A 20,488-nucleotide genomic window follows, 5' to 3' on the forward strand; every position below is an offset into this window, starting at 1 on the left:
CGTTTTGGATATTAGAATGATAAGTTCAAACCAAATGTAACGGTGGTTGGAGAAGGGTAGCGACCGAAGTCCAGACCATATACATTCGCACTCTGAGTAGAGAGACCTACCTCTGGGTCGTAACCGCTGTAACCGGTGATGGTAAAGAGGTTAGACGCTGTGAGAGTCAGTCGGAGATTGGTCAGACCAATCTTCTGGATAAGCTTCTGGTCGAATGTGTATCCCAGAGCCATGCTCTTCAAGCGGAGGTATGAACCATCCTCGATATAACGGTCGCTGAATGCGTCGTTATCGTTAGGGTCGTTGATGGATGCACGTGGGTACATCGAGTTTGGATTGTCAACGGTCAGATTAGAGATGTTGTCATACCAGTTACCAGTCTGGTTACCATCCTTGGCTACGAGGTGAACTCGCTTGTTTACATCCTTCAACTGGTTGCTCCATGGAGAGTTCATGTGAGTCATCTTCATGTTCAGATAGTTGGCTACCTTGGCGCCTACAGAACCGTTGATGAAGATATTCAGGTCGAAGTTCTTGTAGCGGAAGGTGTTGTTCCATCCGAAGGTCCACTTAGGGAGTGGAGAACCGATGTTGGTCTTATCATTCTCGTCGATGATGCCATCGCCGTTGATATCCTTGTACTTCAAGTCACCTACATAGGTGGTGTTGCTGCGGCTGAACTTAGATGGATCGTCAATCCATGCATAGTGCTTGGTGCCATCTGCATCTGGTGTTACAGAGATTGGGTTGTTCTTCTGCAGGGTCTGCACTGGAGAACTGATGATATCGTTGTAATCCTTATATACTCCCTCTACTACGTAACCGTAGAAGTTGTAGAGTGATTCACCTGGTGCAGAACGGGAAACAACGTCGCTCCACTGTCCCTTACCGAGCAATGCGGTACTGCCGGAAAGACTCTTCAACTTGTTCTTGTTGATAGAGATGGTGACGTCTGAACTCCAGTCGAAGTCCTTGGTGACTATAGGGTGGGTGTTGAGGGCAATCTCAAGACCGGTATTCTCGATGTCGCCATAGTTTCCGTATGGTGCAGCGAGGGCTGAAGATGCATTACCGCTGGTACCCATGATAGAAGGCAGGTTGAGCTGCATCAGCATGTCCTTGCTCATCTTCTTGTACCAGTCTACGGTCAGGTTCACACGGCTGTTGAAGAAACCGAGGTCAAGACCTACGTTCCACTGCTCCTGAGTCTCCCACTTGATGTCGAGGTTCTTCAGGTTGGCAGGACGGAAGCTGGTACCCAGGGCTGTATCCATGGTACTCATGGCAGAACCCCACTTGTAACCACCGATGTTGGAGTTACCTGTCTGACCCCAACCGAGACGCAACTTACCGTTGCTCAACCACTTGATGCCCTTCATGAACTGCTCGTTGGTGAAACGCCAACCCAAAGCCAATGAGTGGAAACCTGCCCAACGGTTGTTAGGACCGAAGTTTGAGCTACCATCATAACGATAGGTATAGGTAGCGAGATAACGGTCGTCGTAGTTGTAAGTCTCACGGGTGAAGAAGGAAGCCATAGATGAACTACCCCATCCTGCGTTAGGCTTAGGGTCACCCTGTCCCAATGCTGGGTTGTGAACTACATCGTTAGGAAGCTGGGTGTTGAGAAATGCCAGATAGTCATATTTTGATTCCCAGCATTCCTGACCGAGCATGGCAGTGATACTATGTTTGCCGATATTGGTAGAATATTGCAGATAGTTGTTCAATGACCAGAAGGTATTGCTGTTCTTCTGCAGACGGCTCTGGTTGCTCTGACGCTTCCAGGTTCCGAGGTCTATCATAGGACTGTAGGTGTCAGCCTTGGATGCACCTATGTCGAAACCTAACTGGCTGTGCCAGGTCAAGCCCTTCATCAGGGTGATATCTGCAAAGACACTACCGTTCAGGCTCTGACGGTCGAGCAGGATATCATCTTCCATTGCCAAAGCGATAGGGTTAGGATTGGTGAATCCTTCCTTAGATACGCTTGAGTATCCGCCATCAATATTGTAAATCTGGATATCTGGAGGTGTAGTCAATGAGTAGTTGATCAAACCTTCTTCACCGTCAGCCAGTTTCAAGCTCTCTGATGTCTTTGAATAGGTAGCATTCAGTCCGAGCTTGAACCATTTCTTCAACTGTGCAGAGAGGTTTACGCGCATAGAGTAGCGCTGGAATTCAGAACCGATGATGGTACCGTCCTGGTCTGTCCAGTTGCCTGAGATATAGTAGTTTACCTTATCAGTACCACCCTCTGCGGCAATCTGGTGTGACTGCTGCCAAGCGGTCTGGAAGATAGCATCCTGCCAGTTGGTACCGATACCGAGGATAGAAGGGTCGCTATATACTGGGTCTGGCTTGGAGATTTCTCCCTGGTTGGCGAGGTCGTTGTAATATTCTGCAAACTCGCGCAAGTTCATGATATCCAGACGCTTGTTCTGACGGCTTGCAGCTACGCTACCGGTATAGGTAAACTTAGCTTCGCCAGCCTTACCCTTCTTGGTAGTAATCAAAACGACGCCATTAGCACCCTGGGCACCATAGATAGCGGTGGCAGAAGCATCCTTCAATACCTCCATGCTCACGATATCGCTAGGGTTGATCAAAGACAATGGAGATACGGCTGAGTGAGAACCATTACCGAGCTTGTCACCCAAACCGAGTGATGAACCGCTGTTGCTCTGAGAATTGAAGATGACACCATCTACAACGTACAATGGCTCTGAGTTGGCGTTGATAGTAGCGATACCACGCACGCTAACGGCTACGGCAGAACCAGGCTGACCGGAAGTCTGGACAGCGTTCACACCTGAAATCTTTCCCTGGAAAGCCTGGTCAACGTTGGTGATAGGAGTCTGTTTCAATGTCTTTTCGTCCATAGAAGCGGAAGCACCGGCGAGGTCGCTCTTCTTCATGGTACCATAACCTACAACCACTACTTCCTGAAGACTGTTGTTGTCTTCGGTCAAAGTAATGTTGTATTTGTTCTGACCGCCCACCTTGAATGATTTGGCGATGTATCCTACGTAGGATACTTCAACGGTCTGTCCGGCAGCTACATTCAGCGTGTAGTTACCGTCCATATCTGTGACAACGGCATTTTTGGTGCCCTTAACTTTTACGGTAGCACCGATGATAGGACCCATTGCATCGGTAACATTACCTGTAATCTTCTTTGCTTGTTGAACAGCCTGGCTCGTTGTGATCTGGGCTGCGAAAGTTTGCTGAGGAGAGATGCCGAGAAAACTCAGGGCAGCTACGCCAGCAAGCAACTTTTCTCTACTTTTGATGTTCATAAACTTTTTGTTAGTTGGTTAAAACAGTTTGGCGTTTCCTCTGACTGTCGAGCAGTTCATCTTCAAACACTTCTTTTTCGAAGATGCTCTCGTCATTTGGAGGAGATCCCAAACGGATAATCGCTCTCTGGTTCATCCTTTGCCCATACATCTTGATGGGGAGGAAAGCAAGAGGCTTGCTCTAGGTTGCCTTTTCTTGTTTCATTGTTGTGATTGTTTTTATATTGTTTATTCTTGTAATTTCTTATCTTTTAGGCTACTTTCGTATTCCGGTGCAAAGATAACAGTTTTTTGCTGAAAACCTTGCACCTATTTTGCTGATTACTGATACTTTTCTGCTTTATGGCAGATATGATGCATTTTTTCTTGTCTCTGCATGCTGTAGAGTGTATGTTTTATATTTTATTTACGGTTTGCTTGACTTGTGTTAAGAAAAGAGGTTTTTCTGTGCCAATCTTGTTGTAACAACGTATAAAATCTCTATATATTATAAGGTTCGCGTACATTATATTATATATATCAGGAAATAGGTGTAGATATATCTTTTAAAATGTAGGAAATAGATTTGCAAAAGAATACCGTTCATGTAGTTACCTGTGCTTTTTTTGCATTTTTTTTATTCTTTGAAATGAAAGTACGTTTATTCGGCAAAATAGTACATGGGTTTGTCGAAAAATATCCTTAACTTTGCAACCGTAAAACTTGACAGTGTAACTAACAATATGGACATAAAAATGAAGAATAGTGATGCAAAGGTTTTTAAGTTAATAATTATAAGTGTTCTGATAAGTGCGCTGGGTTCTTTGAACCTTCGCGCACAAATCAGAGGCAACAACATTGTGGTTTCGGTTACTCCTGATCATCAGAATTGGAACTACAAGGTAGGTGAGAAAGCTAACTTCACCGTCAATGTGAGAAAAAGCGGAACGCTTCTCGATAACGTCAAGATAGACTACGAAGCTGGTCCGGCAATGTTTCCGGAAGTGAAGAAGAGTGCTGTGCTGAAAGACGGAACCATGAAATGGAGTGGGGCGCTCAAGCAGCCGGGCTTCTATCGCTTCAAGGTGATAGCTCATGTAGATGGCAAGAATTATGAGGGACTTTGTACTGCAGGTTTCTCTCCAGAAAAGATCCAGCCGTTTGCCAAGGAACCGAAAGACTTTGATGCTTTCTGGAAGAAGGCATTGGATGAGGCAAGACAGAATGATCTGAATCCTACCAAGGTGCTCCTTCCAGAGCGTTGTACCAAGGATAAGAATGTATATGAAATCAGCTATAACAACAACCGCTGGGGCTCTAAGATGTATGGCATCCTGAGTGTTCCGGTCAAGGAAGGTAAATATCCTGCTCTTCTCCGTGTTCCTGGTGCCGGTGTCCGCCCTTATGCTGGCGATACCTATACAGCTCCTGCTGAGTGCATCGTGCTCGAAATCGGTATTCACGGTGTTCCTGTTACCATGGAGCAGAAGGTATATGATGATCTTGCCAATGGTGAACTGAATGGTTACTGGGATACCAATCTCGAAAATCCGAACCGCAACTCTTATAAGAGAGTCGTAACCGGTGCTGTCCGTGGTGTGGATTATATCGCTTCCCTTCCAGAATGGAATGGCAAGACCATCGGTGTGACTGGTTCTTCACAGGGTGGATTCCTTTCTATCGCTGTGGCAGCTCTCGATAAGCGCATCACTTTCCTGGCTCCTGTTCATGATGCTATGTGCGATTATGAGGCTGAGATTCACGGAGTTGCTGGCGGTTGGCCACACTACTTCTATAAGGAAGACAAGGCACAGGGTGCTGCCTGGAAAGAGCAGAAGCTGACTGATTTGGAGAAGGCGCGCCTCGAAGGAGCCCGCTATTATGATGGTGCCAACTTCGCCCGTCGCATCACTTGTCCGGGTTGGTATAGCTTCGGATATAATGACGAGGTGGTTCCTCCTACATCATCTTACGGACTTTACAATAGCGTAAAGGCTCCTAAGACCTTGAGTCTCTATCAGATGACTGGACATTTCTGGTATCAGGAGCAGTGGGATGAATGGCAGCGATTCATCGAAGCGCAGCTTCGAAAGTGAAGAGTGAAGAACGAAGAGTGAAGAAACAACGTTCGGCGTCAGAAGGGAAAGCCAATTCAAATGCTAATAACTTCACATTTAACACTTAATATTATAAAGATATGGTATTGAAGAAATATTTATTGAGTGCAGCTTGTCTGCTGGCGATGCAGGGAGCAATGGCTCAGGTGGACGGTGTCATTGGTACATCAGTCCAGGCTGCTAATACATCCTGCTGCAAAGGCAAGAAAGATTGCAGCAAAACACCTGCAGGACAGCTGAAGACTCGGTTGCAGAAATTATTAAGCAAAGGTATCATGTTGGGTCATCAGGATGACCCGGTGTATGGTACCACCTGGAAATGGGATGAAGGAAAGAGCGACGTGCTCCTCACTACGGGCGACTATCCTGCAGTGATGGGATTCGACCTCGGTAAGATAGAACTCGACAGCAAGGAAAATCTCGACGGCGTTCCTTTCGACCGTATGAGAAAGGAGATTCTGGCACAGCACAAGCGTGGCGGTATCGTAACCTTGAGTTGGCATCCATGGAATCCGGCAACAGGAGAGAATGCATGGGATCCGAAGGGGGATGCCGTAGCTGCTGTTCTTGACGGAGGTGCTCAGCAGCAGAAGTTTGATGCATGGCTCAAGAAAGTATCAGATTTCATCCTCTCGTTGAAGAATGAGAAAGGACAACTCGTTCCCGTTATCTTCCGTCCGTGGCATGAGATGAATGGCGGATGGTTCTGGTGGGGAGCCAATAGTTGTACACCTGCGCAATACAACCAACTTTACGCAAAAACCTATCACAGACTTACTGAAGCAGGGTGTAACAACATCGTATGGGCTTGGTCGCCAAACTTGGGAGACGAGAAGAACGTTGATGCTTTCTTGGAGCGTTATCCGGGTAATGAGTTCGTTGATCTGGTAGGCGTTGACATCTATGAGTTTGACAACAATGATGCCACCTATCAGAAGAATCTTACCGAGACATTGGATGTGCTGATGCAGGCTGCCCAGAAAATCAACAAGATTCCTGCGCTCTCCGAGACAGGATGCCGAGGCATTTCGCAGAAGCAGAACTGGTTCACCCAGACTCTTTGGCCAGTACTTCAGAAGTATCAGTTGAGCTACGTTCTCTTCTGGCGCAATGCTTGGGACAAACCTCAGGAGGAAGCTTATCTCCCTGGAGTAGGTGATGGAGCCATCGTCAAAGACTTCAAGGCATTCAAGAACGAAAAGAAAGTCCTTTTTGTCAAAGACATTGTAAAGGTAAAAAAATAAAAAGGTAAAAAAGTAAAAAAAGATATATTATGACAACATTTCAAGAACAAGTGAAGGCTCTCCGTGCTCATCATGAGGAATTGCTGAGCCGTAAGAATGAACCGGTAGAGTGGGGAAACGGTATCTACGAGAAGTATAAGAACCCTATCCTTACCGCAGAACATACACCATTGGAGTGGCGCTACGACTTCGATGAGAAGAGTAACCCATATCTGATGCAGCGCATCATGATGCATGCTACCCTCAATTCCGGTGCCATCAAGTGGAACGGAAAGTATCTCCTCGTTGTTCGTGTAGAAGGAGCCGACCGCAAGAGCTTCTTTGCTGTAGCCGAGAGTCCTAACGGTATCGACAATTTCCGCTTCTGGGATGAGCCTATCACCATGCCAGAGGATGTGGTTCCTGCTACCAATATCTATGATATGCGACTCACCGCTCATGAGGATGGTTACATCTATGGCGTGTTCTGTGCAGAGCGTCATGATGATGACCAGCCAGGTGACCTCAGTGCTGCAACAGCAACAGCTGCTATCGCACGTACCAAGGACTTGGTAAACTGGGAGCGTCTTCCTGATTTGAAGACCAAGAGTCAGCAGCGCAATGTGGTTCTCCACCCAGAGTTCGTTGATGGCAAGTATGCTTTCTACACCCGTCCACAGGATGGTTTCATCGATACAGGTTCAGGCGGTGGTATCGGCTGGGCATTGGTTGATGATATCACCCATGCTGAAATCAAGGAAGAGAAGATCATCAATGCCCGTCACTATCATACCATTCAGGAGGTGAAGAACGGTGAGGGTCCTCATCCTATCAAGACAGATAAGGGTTGGTTGCACCTGGCTCACGGTGTTCGTGGCTGTGCCAGCGGTCTCCGTTATGTGCTCTATATGTATATGACATCTCTTGAGGATCCTACAGAGGTGATTGCAGAGCCAGGTGGATACCTTCTCGTACCGGAAGGTCCTGAGTATATCGGTGATGTGATGAATGTTGTTTTCACCAATGGTTGGATTGCAGATGAGGATGGCAAGGTATTCATCTACTATGCTTCTTCTGATACACGTATGCATGTAGCTACTTCTACCATCGACCGTCTGGTTGATTACTGCATGAATACACCAAAGGACGACTATCGCACTCAGTTCTCAGTAGAGAAGATCAAGGCTTTGGTTGCAAAGAATAAGGAAACATTAAATAAGTAATTTTTTTCATAGGTATTAAGATTGTAGGGATTCTTTACCCTCGTACGTATTATAAATATGTACGAGGGGCGAATCCCTTTTTCGTACAGTTCAAAGTTCAAAATTAAAAGTTCAAAGTAAAACAATGGCTAGTATAAAAGAAAAAATTGCTTATGCACTCGGTGATGCTGCTGCCGGTGGTATCGTATGGAAGGTGATGTCTATTGCATTTCCTCTGTTTTTTACCAACGTCTTCGGACTCTCTTTTGCCGATGCTGCGGTGCTGATGCTTGTGGCTCGTATGTTCGATGTGGTTACCGACCCGTTGATGGGTAGTCTTGCTGACCGTACCCAGAGCCGTTTCGGCACCTATCGTCCTTGGCTCATCTATGGTGCCATTCCTTTCGGATTGATATTCGCCCTCTTGCTCTACACGCCAGACTTCGGTCCTGTAGGCAAGCGAATCTATGCTTATGCCCTCTATCTCCTGATGATGGCGGTATATACTATGGTGAATGTTCCTTACGGTTCATTGCTTGGTGTGATGACCGAAGATGATGATGAGAAGAACCAGTTCTCTTCTTTCCGTATGGTGGGAGCTTATGCGATGGGTTTTGCTACCTTGCTTTCCTTCCCATATCTCCAGAAGATGGTAGGTGGAAATGCTGCTCATCAGTATGCAGTCATTGGTGCCGTACTCGGTATCATTGCTGCTGTGATGACCTTAGCTTGTGGACTCCTCACCAAGGAACGTCTCAAGCCAAAGCGTGCAGAGAAGTTCTCTTTTCAGCAGTTTGCCGACCTCGTTCACAACAAGGCTTGGCTCTATATGACAGCCATCGCCGTGTGCACCAACTTCTTCAACGGATTCCGCTATGCCGTAGCTGGCTATATGTTTGATTACTGTCTACATGGCAATGTAACCATCGAGGGATTGATCATCAACTATACCGTATTCATGGCATTCGGTGAAGTAACCTGTATGATTTTCGGTGGTGTATCTCCTTGGTTCACCCGTCTGGTAGGCAGCAAGCGCATGGCATTCTTCTGGGCTGCAGCTCTCTGTCTGGTTCTCTCTGTTGTCTTCTTCTTCATCCCGATGAATCCGTCGTATATCTGGGTGATGATAGTTATCGTTATCCTTACCTCTATGGGTATCGGTATCTATTCTCCATTGATGTGGTCAATGTATGCCGATGTAGCCGACTATCATACCGAGCATTTCGGAACATCAGCTACGGGTCTTATCTTCTCTTCCGGTACGATGAGTCAGAAGTTTGGTACCGCCATTTCCGGTTCTCTTATCGCCCTTTTCCTGGGTTGGGCAGGTGCCAACATGATTACAGACGATATGGGTAATACGATGATCGACCCAGCCAGTGTCACCGACTCTGTGCTCACGATGGTATGGTCATTGTTCTCACTCTTCCCTGCTGTCATTGCCTTCCTGTTGATGGTATTGTCATGGAAGTTCCCTATCAAGAAGTAGAATGATGTACAACTGATAATCACTTGAAAAATGGAAAACTTGAAAGAAACAATGAAGGATGTCCTGGAGAACAACATCCTCAAGTATTGGATTGACAAGGTGAAAGATGAGGAAAACGGCGGCTTTTATGGTCGTGTAGATGGTAATGACCAGGTACACCCTGAAGCAGAGAAAGGTGCTGTGATGAATGCCCGCATCCTTTGGGCGTTCTCTGCTGCCTACCGTGTGTTGAAGAAACCGGAGTATCTGGAGGCTGCCACCCGTGCCAAGGAGTATGTCCGTGATCATTTCCTGGACAAGGAATATGGCGGCATCTACTGGAGCGTTGACTATCAGGGCAATCCGCTCGATACCAAGAAGCAGACTTATGCCATTGGCTTTGCCATCTATGGTTTCTCAGAGTATGCCCGTGCAACAGGCGACAAGGAGGCACTGGATATCGCTATCTCCTTGTATCATGACATCGAGAAGCATGCCTTTGATGCCGAGAACAATGGTTATATCGAAGCCTTGACCCGTGAGTGGAATCCGATTGCCGACATGCGTCTCTCGGATAAGGACGAGAATGGTTCCCGCACCATGAATACCCATCTCCATATCATCGAGCCTTACACCAACCTCTATCGTGTTTGGAAGACTCCGGAACTGGAGAAGAGCATCCGTAATCTGCTCGATATCTTCACCGATAAGCTTCTGAACAAGGAGACTTATCATCTCGACCTCTTCTTCAATGATGAGTGGGAGGGCAAGCGCAACATCGAGAGTTATGGTCATGATATCGAGGCTTCCTGGCTGCTCCACGAAACCGCTCTTGTTCTGGGCGATAAGGTATTGCTGCATAAGATAGAGCACATCATCCGTCGTATAGCCGATGCTGCAGATGAAGGCTTACGTCCGGATGGCAGTATGGTTTACGAGCATTGGAAAGATGGAGATAAGTATGATCTCCAGCGCCAGTGGTGGGTGCAGTGCGAGAACATCATCGGCCATATCGACCTCTACCAGTATTTCTGCACCGAAGAGAATCTTCTGGTTGCCATCTCCTGCTGGAACTATGTAGCCAAGCATCTCCTGGACGCCAAGAACGGTGAGTGGCACTGGGCTATACTGGAAGATGGTACGGTGAACAAGGAGGATGATAAGGCTGGTTTCTGGAAATGTCCTTACCATAACTCCCGCATGTGTCTCGAACTCATCGAACGAGACTATTAGACAGAAACACACATCTGAATGAATAGTTGATTTTATAAGTTGATCCCGCAGTTTGCAGATTTTGCTGTTTTTTATTCTATATGGATAATAATTGGCGTAATTTGCGAAATCTGCGGGACTTTTTTTGTTTATCCCAAATATTTGTTGTAATTTTGCAGTCAATGCAGGGCGCTAGCCCCATGATTAAATATTAAATGTAAATTATTCTTTCAAAATAAATGTATATAGCAATAGCAGGAAACATCGGTAGCGGTAAGACCACGTTGACCAAGATGCTCGCCAAACACTATGGCTGGAAGAAGTATTTGGAGCCCGTGGCTGATAACCCCTATATCGATGACTATTACAAGGACATCCCCCGATGGGCACTCAACATGGAAGTGTTCTATCTCAAGCAGCGATTCAAGAATCTGCTCGAAATCCAGCACAGTACGGAGACGGTCATCCAGGACCGTACCATCTTCGAAGGTGTATATGTCTTTGCAGCCAACAACCGGAAGATGGGCAACATGGACCAGCGCGACTACGAGACTTATATGGAGCTTTTCGAGTCGATGATGGAAGTGGTAGAGATGCCTGAACTGATGATTTATCTCCGTTCTTCAGTTCCTCACCTCGTGAAGAATATCCAGAAGCGCGGTCGTGATTATGAGCAGAAGATGCCTCTGGATTATCTGGAAGGTATCAACAATCTCTACGAAGATTTCATCATGAACAAATATACCGGCAATGTGCTCATTGTGGAAGTAGACAATCTCGACTTCGAGCACAACCCCAAGCAGTTTGGTGACATCATCGATAAGATTGATGCCAAGCTCTTCGGCCTCTTTTCTTAAAGGTAAAAAAGTAAAAGGGTAAAAAAGTAAAAGGGTAAAAAGGGTAAAAAGCGCCATCCCCCTTTTGTGCCCCCATTCCCAGCGATTCCATCGCTGGTCCCCAAGCCAAAACTAAAAGTAAAAAAGTAAAAAAAGATGCATATAGCAATAGCAGGAAATATAGGAAGCGGCAAGACTACATTAACCAAGATGCTTGCCAAAAGATATGGTTGGAAGGCAAACTTCGAACCGGTAGATAATAATCCGTATCTGGCTGATTTTTATCAGGATATGGAACGCTGGGCGTTCAATCTTCAAATCTATTTCTTGAACAAGCGATTCCATGATGTCGTGGAAATCGCCCGTTCAGAACAGACCATCGTACAGGACCGTACTATCTTCGAGGATGCCCGCATCTTCGTTCCTAATCTTCATGACCTCGGTAAGATGAGCGATAGGGATTTCGATAATTATACCGATCTCTTTGATCTGATGATTAGTCTGGTGAAGCTCCCAGACCTGATGATTTACATCAAGAGTAGTATTCCAACGCTTGTCAAGCACATTGAGAAGCGAGGCAGAGACTTCGAGAAGAGTATCCGCATCGACTATCTCCAGGGCTTGAACAACCGTTACGAAGAATGGATCAAGAGTTACAAGGGTCGCCTCATCATCGTTGATGGTGACAATCTGGAGTTTGGTGAGAATCCTGAAGACTTCCGTAAGGTGACCGATCTGATAGATGCTGAACTCTTCGGGCTCTTCAAATAAGAACTTAACCTTAGCCGGTGGTTCAACAATGGTCGTAAAAAAGACCGTGTCATAAGCTTAGATACAGTTGGTGCATAACTGTTGGCCACCGCATGCACATCACCTGATGTACGAGCGCACAACAGCTGATATGCAAGCGCACAACAGCTGTTGTGCGGCCAGAGAAGCTATATATCTTAAAAACATATACTATCTTTTCCAACAACATATCAATAGTATACAACAGACAAAGAGGGTGTGTCATAATTTTATGACACACCCTCTTTGTCTGTTTCCCAATAGCTTATTGGAGCAATAAGCTAAAGAATTGATTTATCTCTTGATAAACTTTCCTTTCTTCCGGCTTGTGGTAATCTTGAAAGACGACATGAGGGAAACCTTAGTTCCTGTACCTGCTGGAAACCAGAAGGTTGTACCCTGTCCGAAGGCGCACCTGTTATCAAACTGTTCGTTCCTGATATATCCCTTCTTGCCTATATCGCACCAGAGGGCAGCATCTCTCCAGTGTTCCGAATCTACTCTGTTTTCACGCACTTTCACCCATACTTTTGAGGTCCAGAACATCTGCTTGTTCTTGCCGATATTCACGGTTTGAGCGCTTACCTTTCTGGCGAAGTCATCCCACATTTTGGCTTTCCTCACCATCCTGCCAGTAGACCACGATATAGTTGGTAGCAGTTTCGGCTGTCTTTTCAAAGAATATCGTTTTTTTTATTTAAGAATCTTTAACTATGCAGGATGCAGTGTGCGTATGGAAAATATAGAACACGTGCGTGCCTAAATGTATTATACTTAACTTTCGCATGTGGGGAAGTTAGGGGAGTTAAGGGAAGTTAGGGGAGTTAAGGGAAGTTAGGGGAGTTAAGGGAAGTTAGGGGAGTTAAGGGAAGTTAGGGGAGTTAAGGGAGTTAAGGGAAGTTAGGGGAGTTAAGGGAGTTAAGGGAAGTTAGGGAAGTTAGAGACAAGTTAGGGAAGTTAGAGACAAGTTAAGAGACAAATGCCTTTTGGGCGTGGTTTTTAAGCTGCAAGACATACCTTCGGTATAAATTTTGCCCTGAATTTAACATTTAACACTTTTAATTTCTTTTCTTTCAGAATTATTTGTTACCTTTGCAACCGCTTAGAAGCAATTAAATAAATAACGTTATAACAATTTTTATGAACTTTACACTATTTATCACCGTTTTGCTGACGGCTGTAACCTTGGTGGTGGCTGCTTATGTCATCGCGAAGTTGATCGGTCCTCGTTCATACAATCCGGTAAAGGGTGAACCTTTTGAGTGCGGTATTCCGACTCGTGGCAGCTCATGGTTGCCATCACACATCGGCTACTACCTCTTCGCCATCCTTTTCCTGATGTTTGACATCGAGACAGTATTGCTTTACCCATGGGCAGTTGTCGTTAAGCAGTTTGGACCTATGGCTCTTGTGAGCATCGGGTTCTTCCTGTTGGTATTGGTATTTGGCCTTGCATACGCTTGGCGGAAAGGAGCATTGGAATGGAAGTAAACAAAAGAGCCTCTATCAAGAGTATTCCTTACGACGAGTTTAAGGACAATGACACCCTCGAAAAAATTGCGCAGGAGCTCAATGAGGGTGGTGCTAACGTGGTAGTCGGTTCGCTCGATGCTGCCATCAACTGGGGACGTAGTAACTCACTCTGGTCTTTGACCTTCGGTACCTCTTGCTGTGGTATCGAGTTCATGGCTGTAGGTTGTGCACGTTACGACTTCTCCCGTTTCGGTTTCGAGGTAACCCGTAACTCTCCACGTCAGGCAGACTTGATCATGTGTGCCGGTACTATTACCAATAAGATGGCACCAGTGTTCAAGCGTTTGTATGATGAAATGGCTGAGCCTAAGTATGTGGTAGCTGTGGGTGGATGTACCATCTCTGGTGGTCCGTTCAAGAAGAGCTACAATGTGGTTCGTGGTATCAGCGAGTTGGTTCCTGTGGATGTTTACATCCCTGGCTGTCCTCCACGCCCTGAGGCTATCCTTTACGGTATGATGCAGTTGCAGCGTAAGGTAAAGGTAGAGAAATTCTTCGGTGGTGCTAACCACAAGATGACTCAGGATGAGAAGGAACTCTCTATGAGCAAGGGTGGTCTTCGCGGCTTGAGCAACGAGAACCTCTCTGACAGCGAGAAGCTCGGACACAAGGAGCCTATCATCGTAACTGAAGTACCTGAGGATTTCGACCCTCAGAAAGGTCTAACTGATTAATATAATAAGGTATAAGAACATGAAACTGAATAATATTGAATTGAGTTTTGATAATTTCGCCTCTGAAATGGCGAAGTTGAAGAACGAGAAGCATTTCGACTACCTTGTTACCATCATCGGTGAAGACTTCGGTGAGGAAGGTCTCGGATGTATCTATATTCTCGAGAATACTCAGACCAACGAGCGCTGCTCGGTAAAGACCATCGCCAAGAAGGTGGATGGCAGTGATGTGATTCCTACAGTTATCAATCTCTGGAAGGTGGCTGACCTCCTGGAGCGTGAAGTCTTCGATTTCGTCGGCATCAAGTTCCTGGGTCACCCAGACATGCGCCGTCTCTTCCTCCGTACCGATTTCCAGGGCTATCCATTGCGTAAGGACTTCGATATGAGTCCTGAGGCAAACAAGTTCCCTTGTACTGATGAGCCAGAGGATGATTTCACTGTAGAATACAGTCTTAGTGCAGATGGTCATCTGGTAGCTACAGAGAAGCGTCGCTTTGATGAGAACGACTATGTTGTCAACATCGGTCCTAACCACCCATCTACCCACGGTGTGCTCCGATTGCAGACTGTTATTGATGGTGAGACCGTGAAGCGCATCTATCCACACCTCGGTTATATTCACCGTGGTATCGAGAAGATGTGGGAGAACATGACCTATCCACAGACCTTGGCATTGACCGACCGTCTGAACTATCTTTCTGCGATGATGCACCGCCACGCATTGGTAGGCGTTATCGAGGAGGCGATGGGTATCGAACTCTCAGACCGTATCCGCTACATCCGCACCATTATGGATGAGTTGCAGCGTATCGACTCACACTTGTTGTACCTCGGCTGTACCGCACAGGACTTGGGTGCCTTGACTGCATTCCTTTACTGTATGCGCGACCGTGAGCACGTATTGAACGTGATGGAGGAGACAACCGGTGGCCGTCTGATTCAGAACTACTACCGTATCGGTGGTCTGCAGGCAGATATCGACCCTAACTTTGTTCAGAACGTGAAGACCCTCTGCAAGTATCTCCGTCCGATGATTCAGGAATACCTCGACGTATTCGGTGACAACGTGATTACTCACAACCGTCTCGAAGGTGTAGGTCCAATGAACTATGAGGATTGTATCAACTATGCCGTAACCGGTCCTGCTGGTCGTGCATCAGGTTGGAAGAACGATACCCGCAAGCGTCATCCATACGATATGTACGACAAGGTAGAGTGGAAGGAAATCACCCTTACCGGTTGCGATTCAATGGATCGTTACTATGTACACATCCAGGAGTTGTATCAGAGCTTGGACATCATCGAGCAGTTGATCGACAACATTCCTGAGGGTGAGTACTACATCAAGCAGAAGCCAATCATCAAGGTTCCAGAGGGACAGTGGTACTTCTCTGTAGAGGGTGCCAGCGGCGAGTTTGGTGTATATCTCGACTCAAAGGGTGACAAGAGTCCATACCGTATGAAGATGCGTCCGATGGGTCTCTCACTCACAGGAGCCTTGGATCCAATGCTCCGTGGTCAGAAGATCGCCGACCTCATCACTACAGGTGCAGCAATCGATTTCGTAATCCCTGATATTGATAGATAATTATGTTTGATTTTAGTATAGTAACAACATTCATCGACAATCTGCTTCGCCAGACCTTGGGTTTGGGCGACTTCCTGTCGATTCTGATAGAGTGCGTGCTCGTGGGTATCTGCATTTTGACAGCATACGCCCTCATTGCTATCGTACTTATCTTCATGGAGCGTAAGGTGTGTGCCTACTTCCAGTGCCGTCTTGGCCCTATGCGTGTAGGTCCTTGGGGTATCTTCCAGGTATTCGCCGACGTGCTCAAGATGTTGATCAAGGAGATTTTCGCCGTAGATAGAGCCGACAAGCTGCTCTACTACATGGCACCATTCCTCGTGATCATTGCCTCTGTAGGTACTTTCTCATTCCTTCCATGGAACAAGGGAGCACATATTCTTGACTTCAACGTAGGTGTATTCCTCATCACAGCCGTAAGTTCTATCGGCGTGCTGGGTGTGTTCCTCGCAGGTTGGGCATCTAACAACAAGTACTCTGTGGTATCTGCCATGCGTGGTGCCGTACAGATGATTTCTTACGAGATGTCTCTCGGTCTCTGTCTGATTTCTGCAGTAGTTCTTACCGGAACCATGCAGGTAAGCGGTATCGTAGAGGCACAGACTGGTGCTTGGAACTGGTTGATTATCAAGGGTCATGTGCCAGCTATCCTGGCTTTCCTCGTATTCCTCGTAGCAGGTAATGCTGAGGCTAACCGTGGTCCTTTCGACTTGGCTGAGGCTGAGAGTGAGTTGACCGCTGGTTACCACACAGAGTATTCAGGTATGGGCTTCGGTTTCTACTACCTGGCAGAGTACCTCAACCTCTTCGTGATTTCTGGTATCGCTTCTACCGTATTCCTCGGTGGTTGGGCGCCATTGAACATCGGTATCGAGGGCTTCGACAATCTGATGAACCTTATTCCAGGTTTCATCTGGTTCTTCGGTAAGACCTTCGCCGTTGTATGGCTCCTGATGTGGGTACGTTGGACATTCCCACGTCTGCGTATCGACCAGATTCTGAAGTTGGAGTGGAAGTATCTGATGCCATTGTCACTGGTCATCCTGATCTTGATGACAGTATGCGTAGCATTCGGATTCCACGGATAATATTATTAAGGAGTTAAAGGAGTTAAAGAAGTTAAGGAGTTAAGACAATAGTTCTACAACTTGAAACTTCTGTTATTTCTTAACAAATAAACAAAAAATAAAAGTATGTCTAACAATTCATATTTCGGCGGTATTGCAGCGGGTTTGAAGACCCTCGCTATCGGTATGAAGACTACCATGAAGGAGTACTTCACACCAAAGAGCACAGAGCAGTATCCTGAGAACCGCAAGACTACACTCCACGTATCTCCACGTTTCCGTGGTCGCCTGGTCTTCGTTCGTGATGAGAACGAGGCTTACAAGTGTGTGGGTTGTACATTGTGTGAGAAGTCATGCCCTAACGATACCATCAAGATTGTAACCGAGATGGTGGAGGACCCAGAGACAGGCAAGAAGAAGCGCAAGCTGGTAGATTACCAGTACGACTTGGGCGACTGCATGTTCTGTGAGCTCTGTGTGAACGCATGTAACTTCGGTGCAATCAAGTTTGTCAACGATTTCGAGAATGCAGTCTTCGACCGCAACAAGTTGGTGATGCACCTTGACAAGGAGGTTTATAAGGGCGGAAGCCTTCCTAACCTCATCGATGGTGGTGCCCCATTGGAAATCGGTAAGTTTAACACCAAGACTAAGTAAGGAGGACTTTAGACAATGATAACAGCAAATTTATTTATGTTCGTCATCTTGGCAGTAGTCATTCTTGGCTCAGCCATCATGTGCGTGTTCACCAAGCGTATCATGCGTGCGGCAACCTTCCTGTTGTTCGTGCTCTTCGGTGTAGCAGGCATGTTCTTCCTGCTCGACTATACTTATCTGGGTGCAGCTCAGATTTCTGTATATGCCGGTGGTATCACCATGCTTTATGTCTTCGCTATCCAGTTGGTATCAAAGCGTACTCTCCAGGGTCTTGTGGAGCATGTCAAGGGTAGCAGGATTGTAGGTCGCGCACTCGTCTGCCTCGTTGGTTTCGTAACCTTGGCAGTCATCGTGTTGAAGAATCACTTTATTGATATGGCTGCAACCGTAGCCGACACCGAGGTGCCAATGGACCAGGTAGGTTCTGCACTGGTAGGAGCTGACAAGTATGGCTATGTATTGCCATTCGAGTTTATCTCTGTATTCCTGTTGGCATGTATCATCGGTGGTATCTTAATCGCAAGAAAGGAGGATAAGAAATGATTCCAGTACAATATTTCTTCGTGCTCTCAGCACTCTTGTTCTTCATCGGAGTCTATGGCTTCTGTACACGCCGTAACCTCGTTGCCATGCTCATCTCCATCGAGCTTGTATTGAATGCAGCCGACCTGAACTTCGCTGTGTTCAACCGCATCCTCTTCCCAGGACAGTTGGAAGGTTTCTTCTTCACATTGTTCTCTATCGGAGTAGCAGCAGCCGAGACAGCCGTAGCGCTCGCTATTATTATCAACGTTTACCGCAACTATCACAGTGACCAGGTGAACAGTATTGAAAACATGAAATTCTAAAAGACAATGGAATACAATTATGCATTTTTGATACTTCTTCTGCCATTCCTGAGCTTCCTGGTTCTGGGACTTGTGGGTATGAAGATGAAAAGACCGGTAGCAGCACTCATCGGTACCGTATTGATGGGTTGTGTATTCGCGATGTCTGTCTATACAGCATACGAGTACTTCTTTGCAGTGGGTCGTGATGCCTCAACAGGTATGTACCCAACTGTTACCGTATTTAATTTCACATGGTTGAAGTTTACAGAGTTGCTCACCTTCAACATTGGTTTCCGCCTGAGCCCAATCTCCGTATTGATGCTCATCGTGATTACGACCGTCAGCTTCATGGTTCACATCTACAGCTTCGGCTATATGGCAGAGCGTGATGAGAACTACAAGGTTGAGGAATATGAGAAGGGTATGCAGCGTTTCTACGCTTACCTGAGTCTCTTCACCATGTCAATGTTGGGCCTGGTAGTAGCTACCAACATCTTCCAGATGTATCTGTTCTGGGAGTTGGTGGGTGTCTGCTCATACCTGCTCATCGGTTTCTACTATCCAAAGCATGCTGCAGTACATGCCAGCAAGAAGGCGTTCATCGTAACCCGTTTCGCTGACCTCTTCTTCCTCATCGGTATCCTGTTCTACAGCTTCTACGTAGGAACCTTCAACTACGACTTGAATGCTCAGCCAGAGCTCAACTCTGCTTTGGCAGGTGCTGCTTGGGTAATGCCAACAGCATTGTTCCTCATGTTCATCGGTGGTGCCGGTAAGAGTGCGATGTTCCCATTGCACATCTGGTTGCCAGATGCGATGGAGGGTCCAACTCCTGTTTCTGCGTTGATCCACGCCGCTACCATGGTTGTAGCCGGTGTATATCAGGTAGCCAGCCTCTTCCCAATCTGGGTACAGTATGCTCCTGAGACTCTTCACTATGTAGCTTACATTGCAGCCTTCACCGCATTCTATGCAGCAGCCGTAGCTTGCTGCCAGCGTGATATCAAGCGTGGTCTGGCTTTCTCTACTATCTCTCAGATCGCCTACATGCTCGTAGCGCTCGGCGTTTGCTTCGCAGTAGATAACCACCATGGTGGTTTGGGTTACATGGCTGGTATCTTCCACCTGTTTACCCACGCTATGTTCAAGGCGTTGCTCTTCCTCTGCTCTGGTGCCATCATCGTCATCATCGGCAGCAACTTCAAGGATTACATGGGCGGTTTGCACAAGTATATGCCTATTACCAACATCTGCTTCCTCATCGGTTGCTTGGCGATTGCAGGTATTCCTCCATTCGCAGGTTTCTGGTCAAAGGATGAGATTATCTCAGCTTGCTTCCAGTTCTCTCCATTCATGGGCTGGTTCATGACAGTGGTAGCTGGTATGACAGCATTCTATATGTTCCGTCTCTACTATGTCATCTTCTGGGGACAGAGCTACTATGAGCTGGATCCAGAGAACCGTCGCAAGCCACAGGAGGTTCCTTTCGTGATGTGGGGTCCATTGGTATTCCTTGCCATCATCTCTTGCCTCTGCGGTTTGATTCCATTCGGTCACTTCGTATCTGCTACAGGTCAGAGCTACGATATCCATATCGACATGAGTGTGGCAATAACCTCTGTTATCGTTGCTATCATCGGTATCGGTCTGGCTACTTATATGTATGCTCCTAAGAAGACTCCATTGGCAGATGCTTTGGCTAAGAAGATGCCTAAGTTGCACAAGGCAGCCTTGAACCGTTTCTATATCGACGATGCTTGGCAGTTCTTCACCCACAAGATTGTCTTCGGTTGCTTCTCAAAGCCAATCGCATGGTTTGACCGTCGCGTTATCGATGGTACCTTCAACTTCATGGCTTGGGGTACACAGGAGGCAGGTGAAACCATCCGCCCATGGCAGAGTGGTGATGTTCGCAGCTATGCTATCTGGTTCCTCACCGGTACCGTAGCATTGACATTGTGCCTGCTCGCACTTCTTTAATGAAAGTCTCACAATTAAGTAAATAGAAAAG

Annotated in this window: 17 protein-coding genes; 15 read left to right on the forward strand and 2 right to left on the reverse strand. The window is 46.7% G+C overall.

What is annotated here, in order from left to right:
* Positions 1-11: 11 nt before the first annotated feature.
* Entirely contained in the window at positions 12-3,299 is a 3,288-nt protein-coding gene (locus ACTQ16_RS07475; RefSeq protein WP_441936815.1) for a SusC/RagA family TonB-linked outer membrane protein, read from the reverse strand.
* A 722-nt stretch (positions 3,300-4,021) separates the two neighbouring features.
* Between ACTQ16_RS07475 and ACTQ16_RS07480 the strand changes: the two genes are divergently transcribed.
* From ACTQ16_RS07480 to ACTQ16_RS07510, 7 genes are all read left to right on the forward strand, one after another.
* The gene (locus ACTQ16_RS07480; protein WP_441936817.1) at positions 4,022-5,374 is read left to right on the forward strand and encodes an acetylxylan esterase; all 1,353 of its coding nucleotides are present in this window, start codon (positions 4,022-4,024) and stop codon (positions 5,372-5,374) included.
* A 101-nt stretch (positions 5,375-5,475) separates the two neighbouring features.
* The gene (locus ACTQ16_RS07485; RefSeq protein ID WP_441936818.1) at positions 5,476-6,639 is read left to right on the forward strand and encodes a glycoside hydrolase family 26 protein; all 1,164 of its coding nucleotides are present in this window, start codon (positions 5,476-5,478) and stop codon (positions 6,637-6,639) included.
* Between the two features lie 29 nt (positions 6,640-6,668).
* Positions 6,669-7,841 (forward strand): glycoside hydrolase family 130 protein, encoded by a 1,173-nt coding sequence (locus ACTQ16_RS07490; protein ID WP_441936819.1) that lies wholly within the window; start codon positions 6,669-6,671, stop codon positions 7,839-7,841.
* A 124-nt stretch (positions 7,842-7,965) separates the two neighbouring features.
* Entirely contained in the window at positions 7,966-9,309 is a 1,344-nt protein-coding gene (locus ACTQ16_RS07495) for an MFS transporter (RefSeq protein ID WP_295346253.1), read from the forward strand.
* A 30-nt stretch (positions 9,310-9,339) separates the two neighbouring features.
* Positions 9,340-10,521 (forward strand): AGE family epimerase/isomerase, encoded by a 1,182-nt coding sequence (locus tag ACTQ16_RS07500; protein WP_441933546.1) that lies wholly within the window; start codon positions 9,340-9,342, stop codon positions 10,519-10,521.
* A gap of 218 nt (positions 10,522-10,739) precedes the next feature.
* On the forward strand, positions 10,740-11,357 hold the full coding sequence (locus ACTQ16_RS07505) for a deoxynucleoside kinase (protein WP_294970577.1): 618 nt from the start codon (positions 10,740-10,742) through the stop codon (positions 11,355-11,357).
* Positions 11,358-11,492: 135 nt separating this feature from the next.
* On the forward strand, positions 11,493-12,107 hold the full coding sequence (locus tag ACTQ16_RS07510; RefSeq protein ID WP_441933548.1) for a deoxynucleoside kinase: 615 nt from the start codon (positions 11,493-11,495) through the stop codon (positions 12,105-12,107).
* Between the two features lie 312 nt (positions 12,108-12,419).
* Here the strand turns inward: ACTQ16_RS07510 and ACTQ16_RS07515 are convergent, their stop codons facing one another.
* Positions 12,420-12,803, reverse strand: coding sequence for a hypothetical protein (locus ACTQ16_RS07515; protein ID WP_441936821.1), 384 nt, complete (start codon positions 12,801-12,803; stop codon positions 12,420-12,422).
* Positions 12,804-13,265: 462 nt separating this feature from the next.
* On the opposite strand from ACTQ16_RS07515, the gene ACTQ16_RS07520 reads away from it, so the two are divergent.
* The 8 genes from ACTQ16_RS07520 to nuoL all read left to right on the forward strand — a co-directional run bounded on the left by ACTQ16_RS07520 (position 13,266) and on the right by nuoL (position 20,457).
* Positions 13,266-13,616 carry an NADH-quinone oxidoreductase subunit A gene (locus ACTQ16_RS07520; RefSeq protein ID WP_006846362.1) on the forward strand — a complete coding sequence of 117 codons (351 nt, stop codon included), beginning with the start codon at positions 13,266-13,268 and terminating at the stop codon, positions 13,614-13,616.
* Complete coding sequence (locus ACTQ16_RS07525) at positions 13,607-14,332, forward strand: NADH-quinone oxidoreductase subunit B (RefSeq protein ID WP_006846361.1); 726 nt, start codon at positions 13,607-13,609, stop codon at positions 14,330-14,332. Before ACTQ16_RS07520 ends, ACTQ16_RS07525 begins: the two co-directional genes overlap by 10 nt.
* A 19-nt stretch (positions 14,333-14,351) precedes the next feature.
* Complete coding sequence (locus ACTQ16_RS07530) at positions 14,352-15,923, forward strand: NADH-quinone oxidoreductase subunit C (RefSeq protein ID WP_441933557.1); 1,572 nt, start codon at positions 14,352-14,354, stop codon at positions 15,921-15,923.
* 2 nt (positions 15,924-15,925) lie between these two features.
* Positions 15,926-17,011, forward strand: coding sequence for an NADH-quinone oxidoreductase subunit NuoH (gene nuoH, locus ACTQ16_RS07535; RefSeq protein WP_006846359.1), 1,086 nt, complete (start codon positions 15,926-15,928; stop codon positions 17,009-17,011).
* 105 nt (positions 17,012-17,116) lie between these two features.
* Positions 17,117-17,647, forward strand: coding sequence for a NuoI/complex I 23 kDa subunit family protein (locus tag ACTQ16_RS07540; protein WP_006846358.1), 531 nt, complete (start codon positions 17,117-17,119; stop codon positions 17,645-17,647).
* Positions 17,648-17,662: 15 nt separating this feature from the next.
* The gene (locus ACTQ16_RS07545; RefSeq protein WP_006846357.1) at positions 17,663-18,190 is read left to right on the forward strand and encodes an NADH-quinone oxidoreductase subunit J family protein; all 528 of its coding nucleotides are present in this window, start codon (positions 17,663-17,665) and stop codon (positions 18,188-18,190) included.
* Complete coding sequence (gene nuoK / locus ACTQ16_RS07550) at positions 18,187-18,495, forward strand: NADH-quinone oxidoreductase subunit NuoK (protein WP_006846356.1); 309 nt, start codon at positions 18,187-18,189, stop codon at positions 18,493-18,495. The genes ACTQ16_RS07545 and nuoK overlap by 4 nt, the downstream gene beginning before the upstream one ends.
* 6 nt (positions 18,496-18,501) lie before the next feature.
* Positions 18,502-20,457 (forward strand): NADH-quinone oxidoreductase subunit L, encoded by a 1,956-nt coding sequence (nuoL, locus tag ACTQ16_RS07555; RefSeq protein WP_441936823.1) that lies wholly within the window; start codon positions 18,502-18,504, stop codon positions 20,455-20,457.
* Positions 20,458-20,488: the final 31 nt, after the last annotated feature.

It is taken from the genome of Prevotella sp. LCP21S3_D2, from assembly GCF_052118345.1.
Taxonomy (GTDB): Bacteria; Bacteroidota; Bacteroidia; order Bacteroidales; family Bacteroidaceae; genus Prevotella.

Excerpts from the sequence above, each read along its gene's own strand:
- ACTQ16_RS07475 (WP_441936815.1), bottom strand. The coding sequence starts at position 3,299 with ATGAACATCAAAAGTAGAGAAAAGTTGCTTGCTGGCGTAGCTGCCCTG.
- ACTQ16_RS07480 (WP_441936817.1), top strand. The coding sequence starts at position 4,022 with ATGGACATAAAAATGAAGAATAGTGATGCAAAGGTTTTTAAGTTAATA.
- ACTQ16_RS07485 (WP_441936818.1), top strand. The coding sequence starts at position 5,476 with ATGGTATTGAAGAAATATTTATTGAGTGCAGCTTGTCTGCTGGCGATG.
- ACTQ16_RS07490 (WP_441936819.1), top strand. The coding sequence starts at position 6,669 with ATGACAACATTTCAAGAACAAGTGAAGGCTCTCCGTGCTCATCATGAG.
- ACTQ16_RS07495 (WP_295346253.1), top strand. The coding sequence starts at position 7,966 with ATGGCTAGTATAAAAGAAAAAATTGCTTATGCACTCGGTGATGCTGCT.
- ACTQ16_RS07500 (WP_441933546.1), top strand. The coding sequence starts at position 9,340 with ATGGAAAACTTGAAAGAAACAATGAAGGATGTCCTGGAGAACAACATC.
- ACTQ16_RS07505 (WP_294970577.1), top strand. The coding sequence starts at position 10,740 with ATGTATATAGCAATAGCAGGAAACATCGGTAGCGGTAAGACCACGTTG.
- ACTQ16_RS07510 (WP_441933548.1), top strand. The coding sequence starts at position 11,493 with ATGCATATAGCAATAGCAGGAAATATAGGAAGCGGCAAGACTACATTA.
- ACTQ16_RS07520 (WP_006846362.1), top strand. The coding sequence starts at position 13,266 with ATGAACTTTACACTATTTATCACCGTTTTGCTGACGGCTGTAACCTTG.
- ACTQ16_RS07525 (WP_006846361.1), top strand. The coding sequence starts at position 13,607 with ATGGAAGTAAACAAAAGAGCCTCTATCAAGAGTATTCCTTACGACGAG.
- ACTQ16_RS07530 (WP_441933557.1), top strand. The coding sequence starts at position 14,352 with ATGAAACTGAATAATATTGAATTGAGTTTTGATAATTTCGCCTCTGAA.
- nuoH (WP_006846359.1), top strand. The coding sequence starts at position 15,926 with ATGTTTGATTTTAGTATAGTAACAACATTCATCGACAATCTGCTTCGC.
- ACTQ16_RS07540 (WP_006846358.1), top strand. The coding sequence starts at position 17,117 with ATGTCTAACAATTCATATTTCGGCGGTATTGCAGCGGGTTTGAAGACC.
- ACTQ16_RS07545 (WP_006846357.1), top strand. The coding sequence starts at position 17,663 with ATGATAACAGCAAATTTATTTATGTTCGTCATCTTGGCAGTAGTCATT.
- nuoK (WP_006846356.1), top strand. The coding sequence starts at position 18,187 with ATGATTCCAGTACAATATTTCTTCGTGCTCTCAGCACTCTTGTTCTTC.
- nuoL (WP_441936823.1), top strand. The coding sequence starts at position 18,502 with ATGGAATACAATTATGCATTTTTGATACTTCTTCTGCCATTCCTGAGC.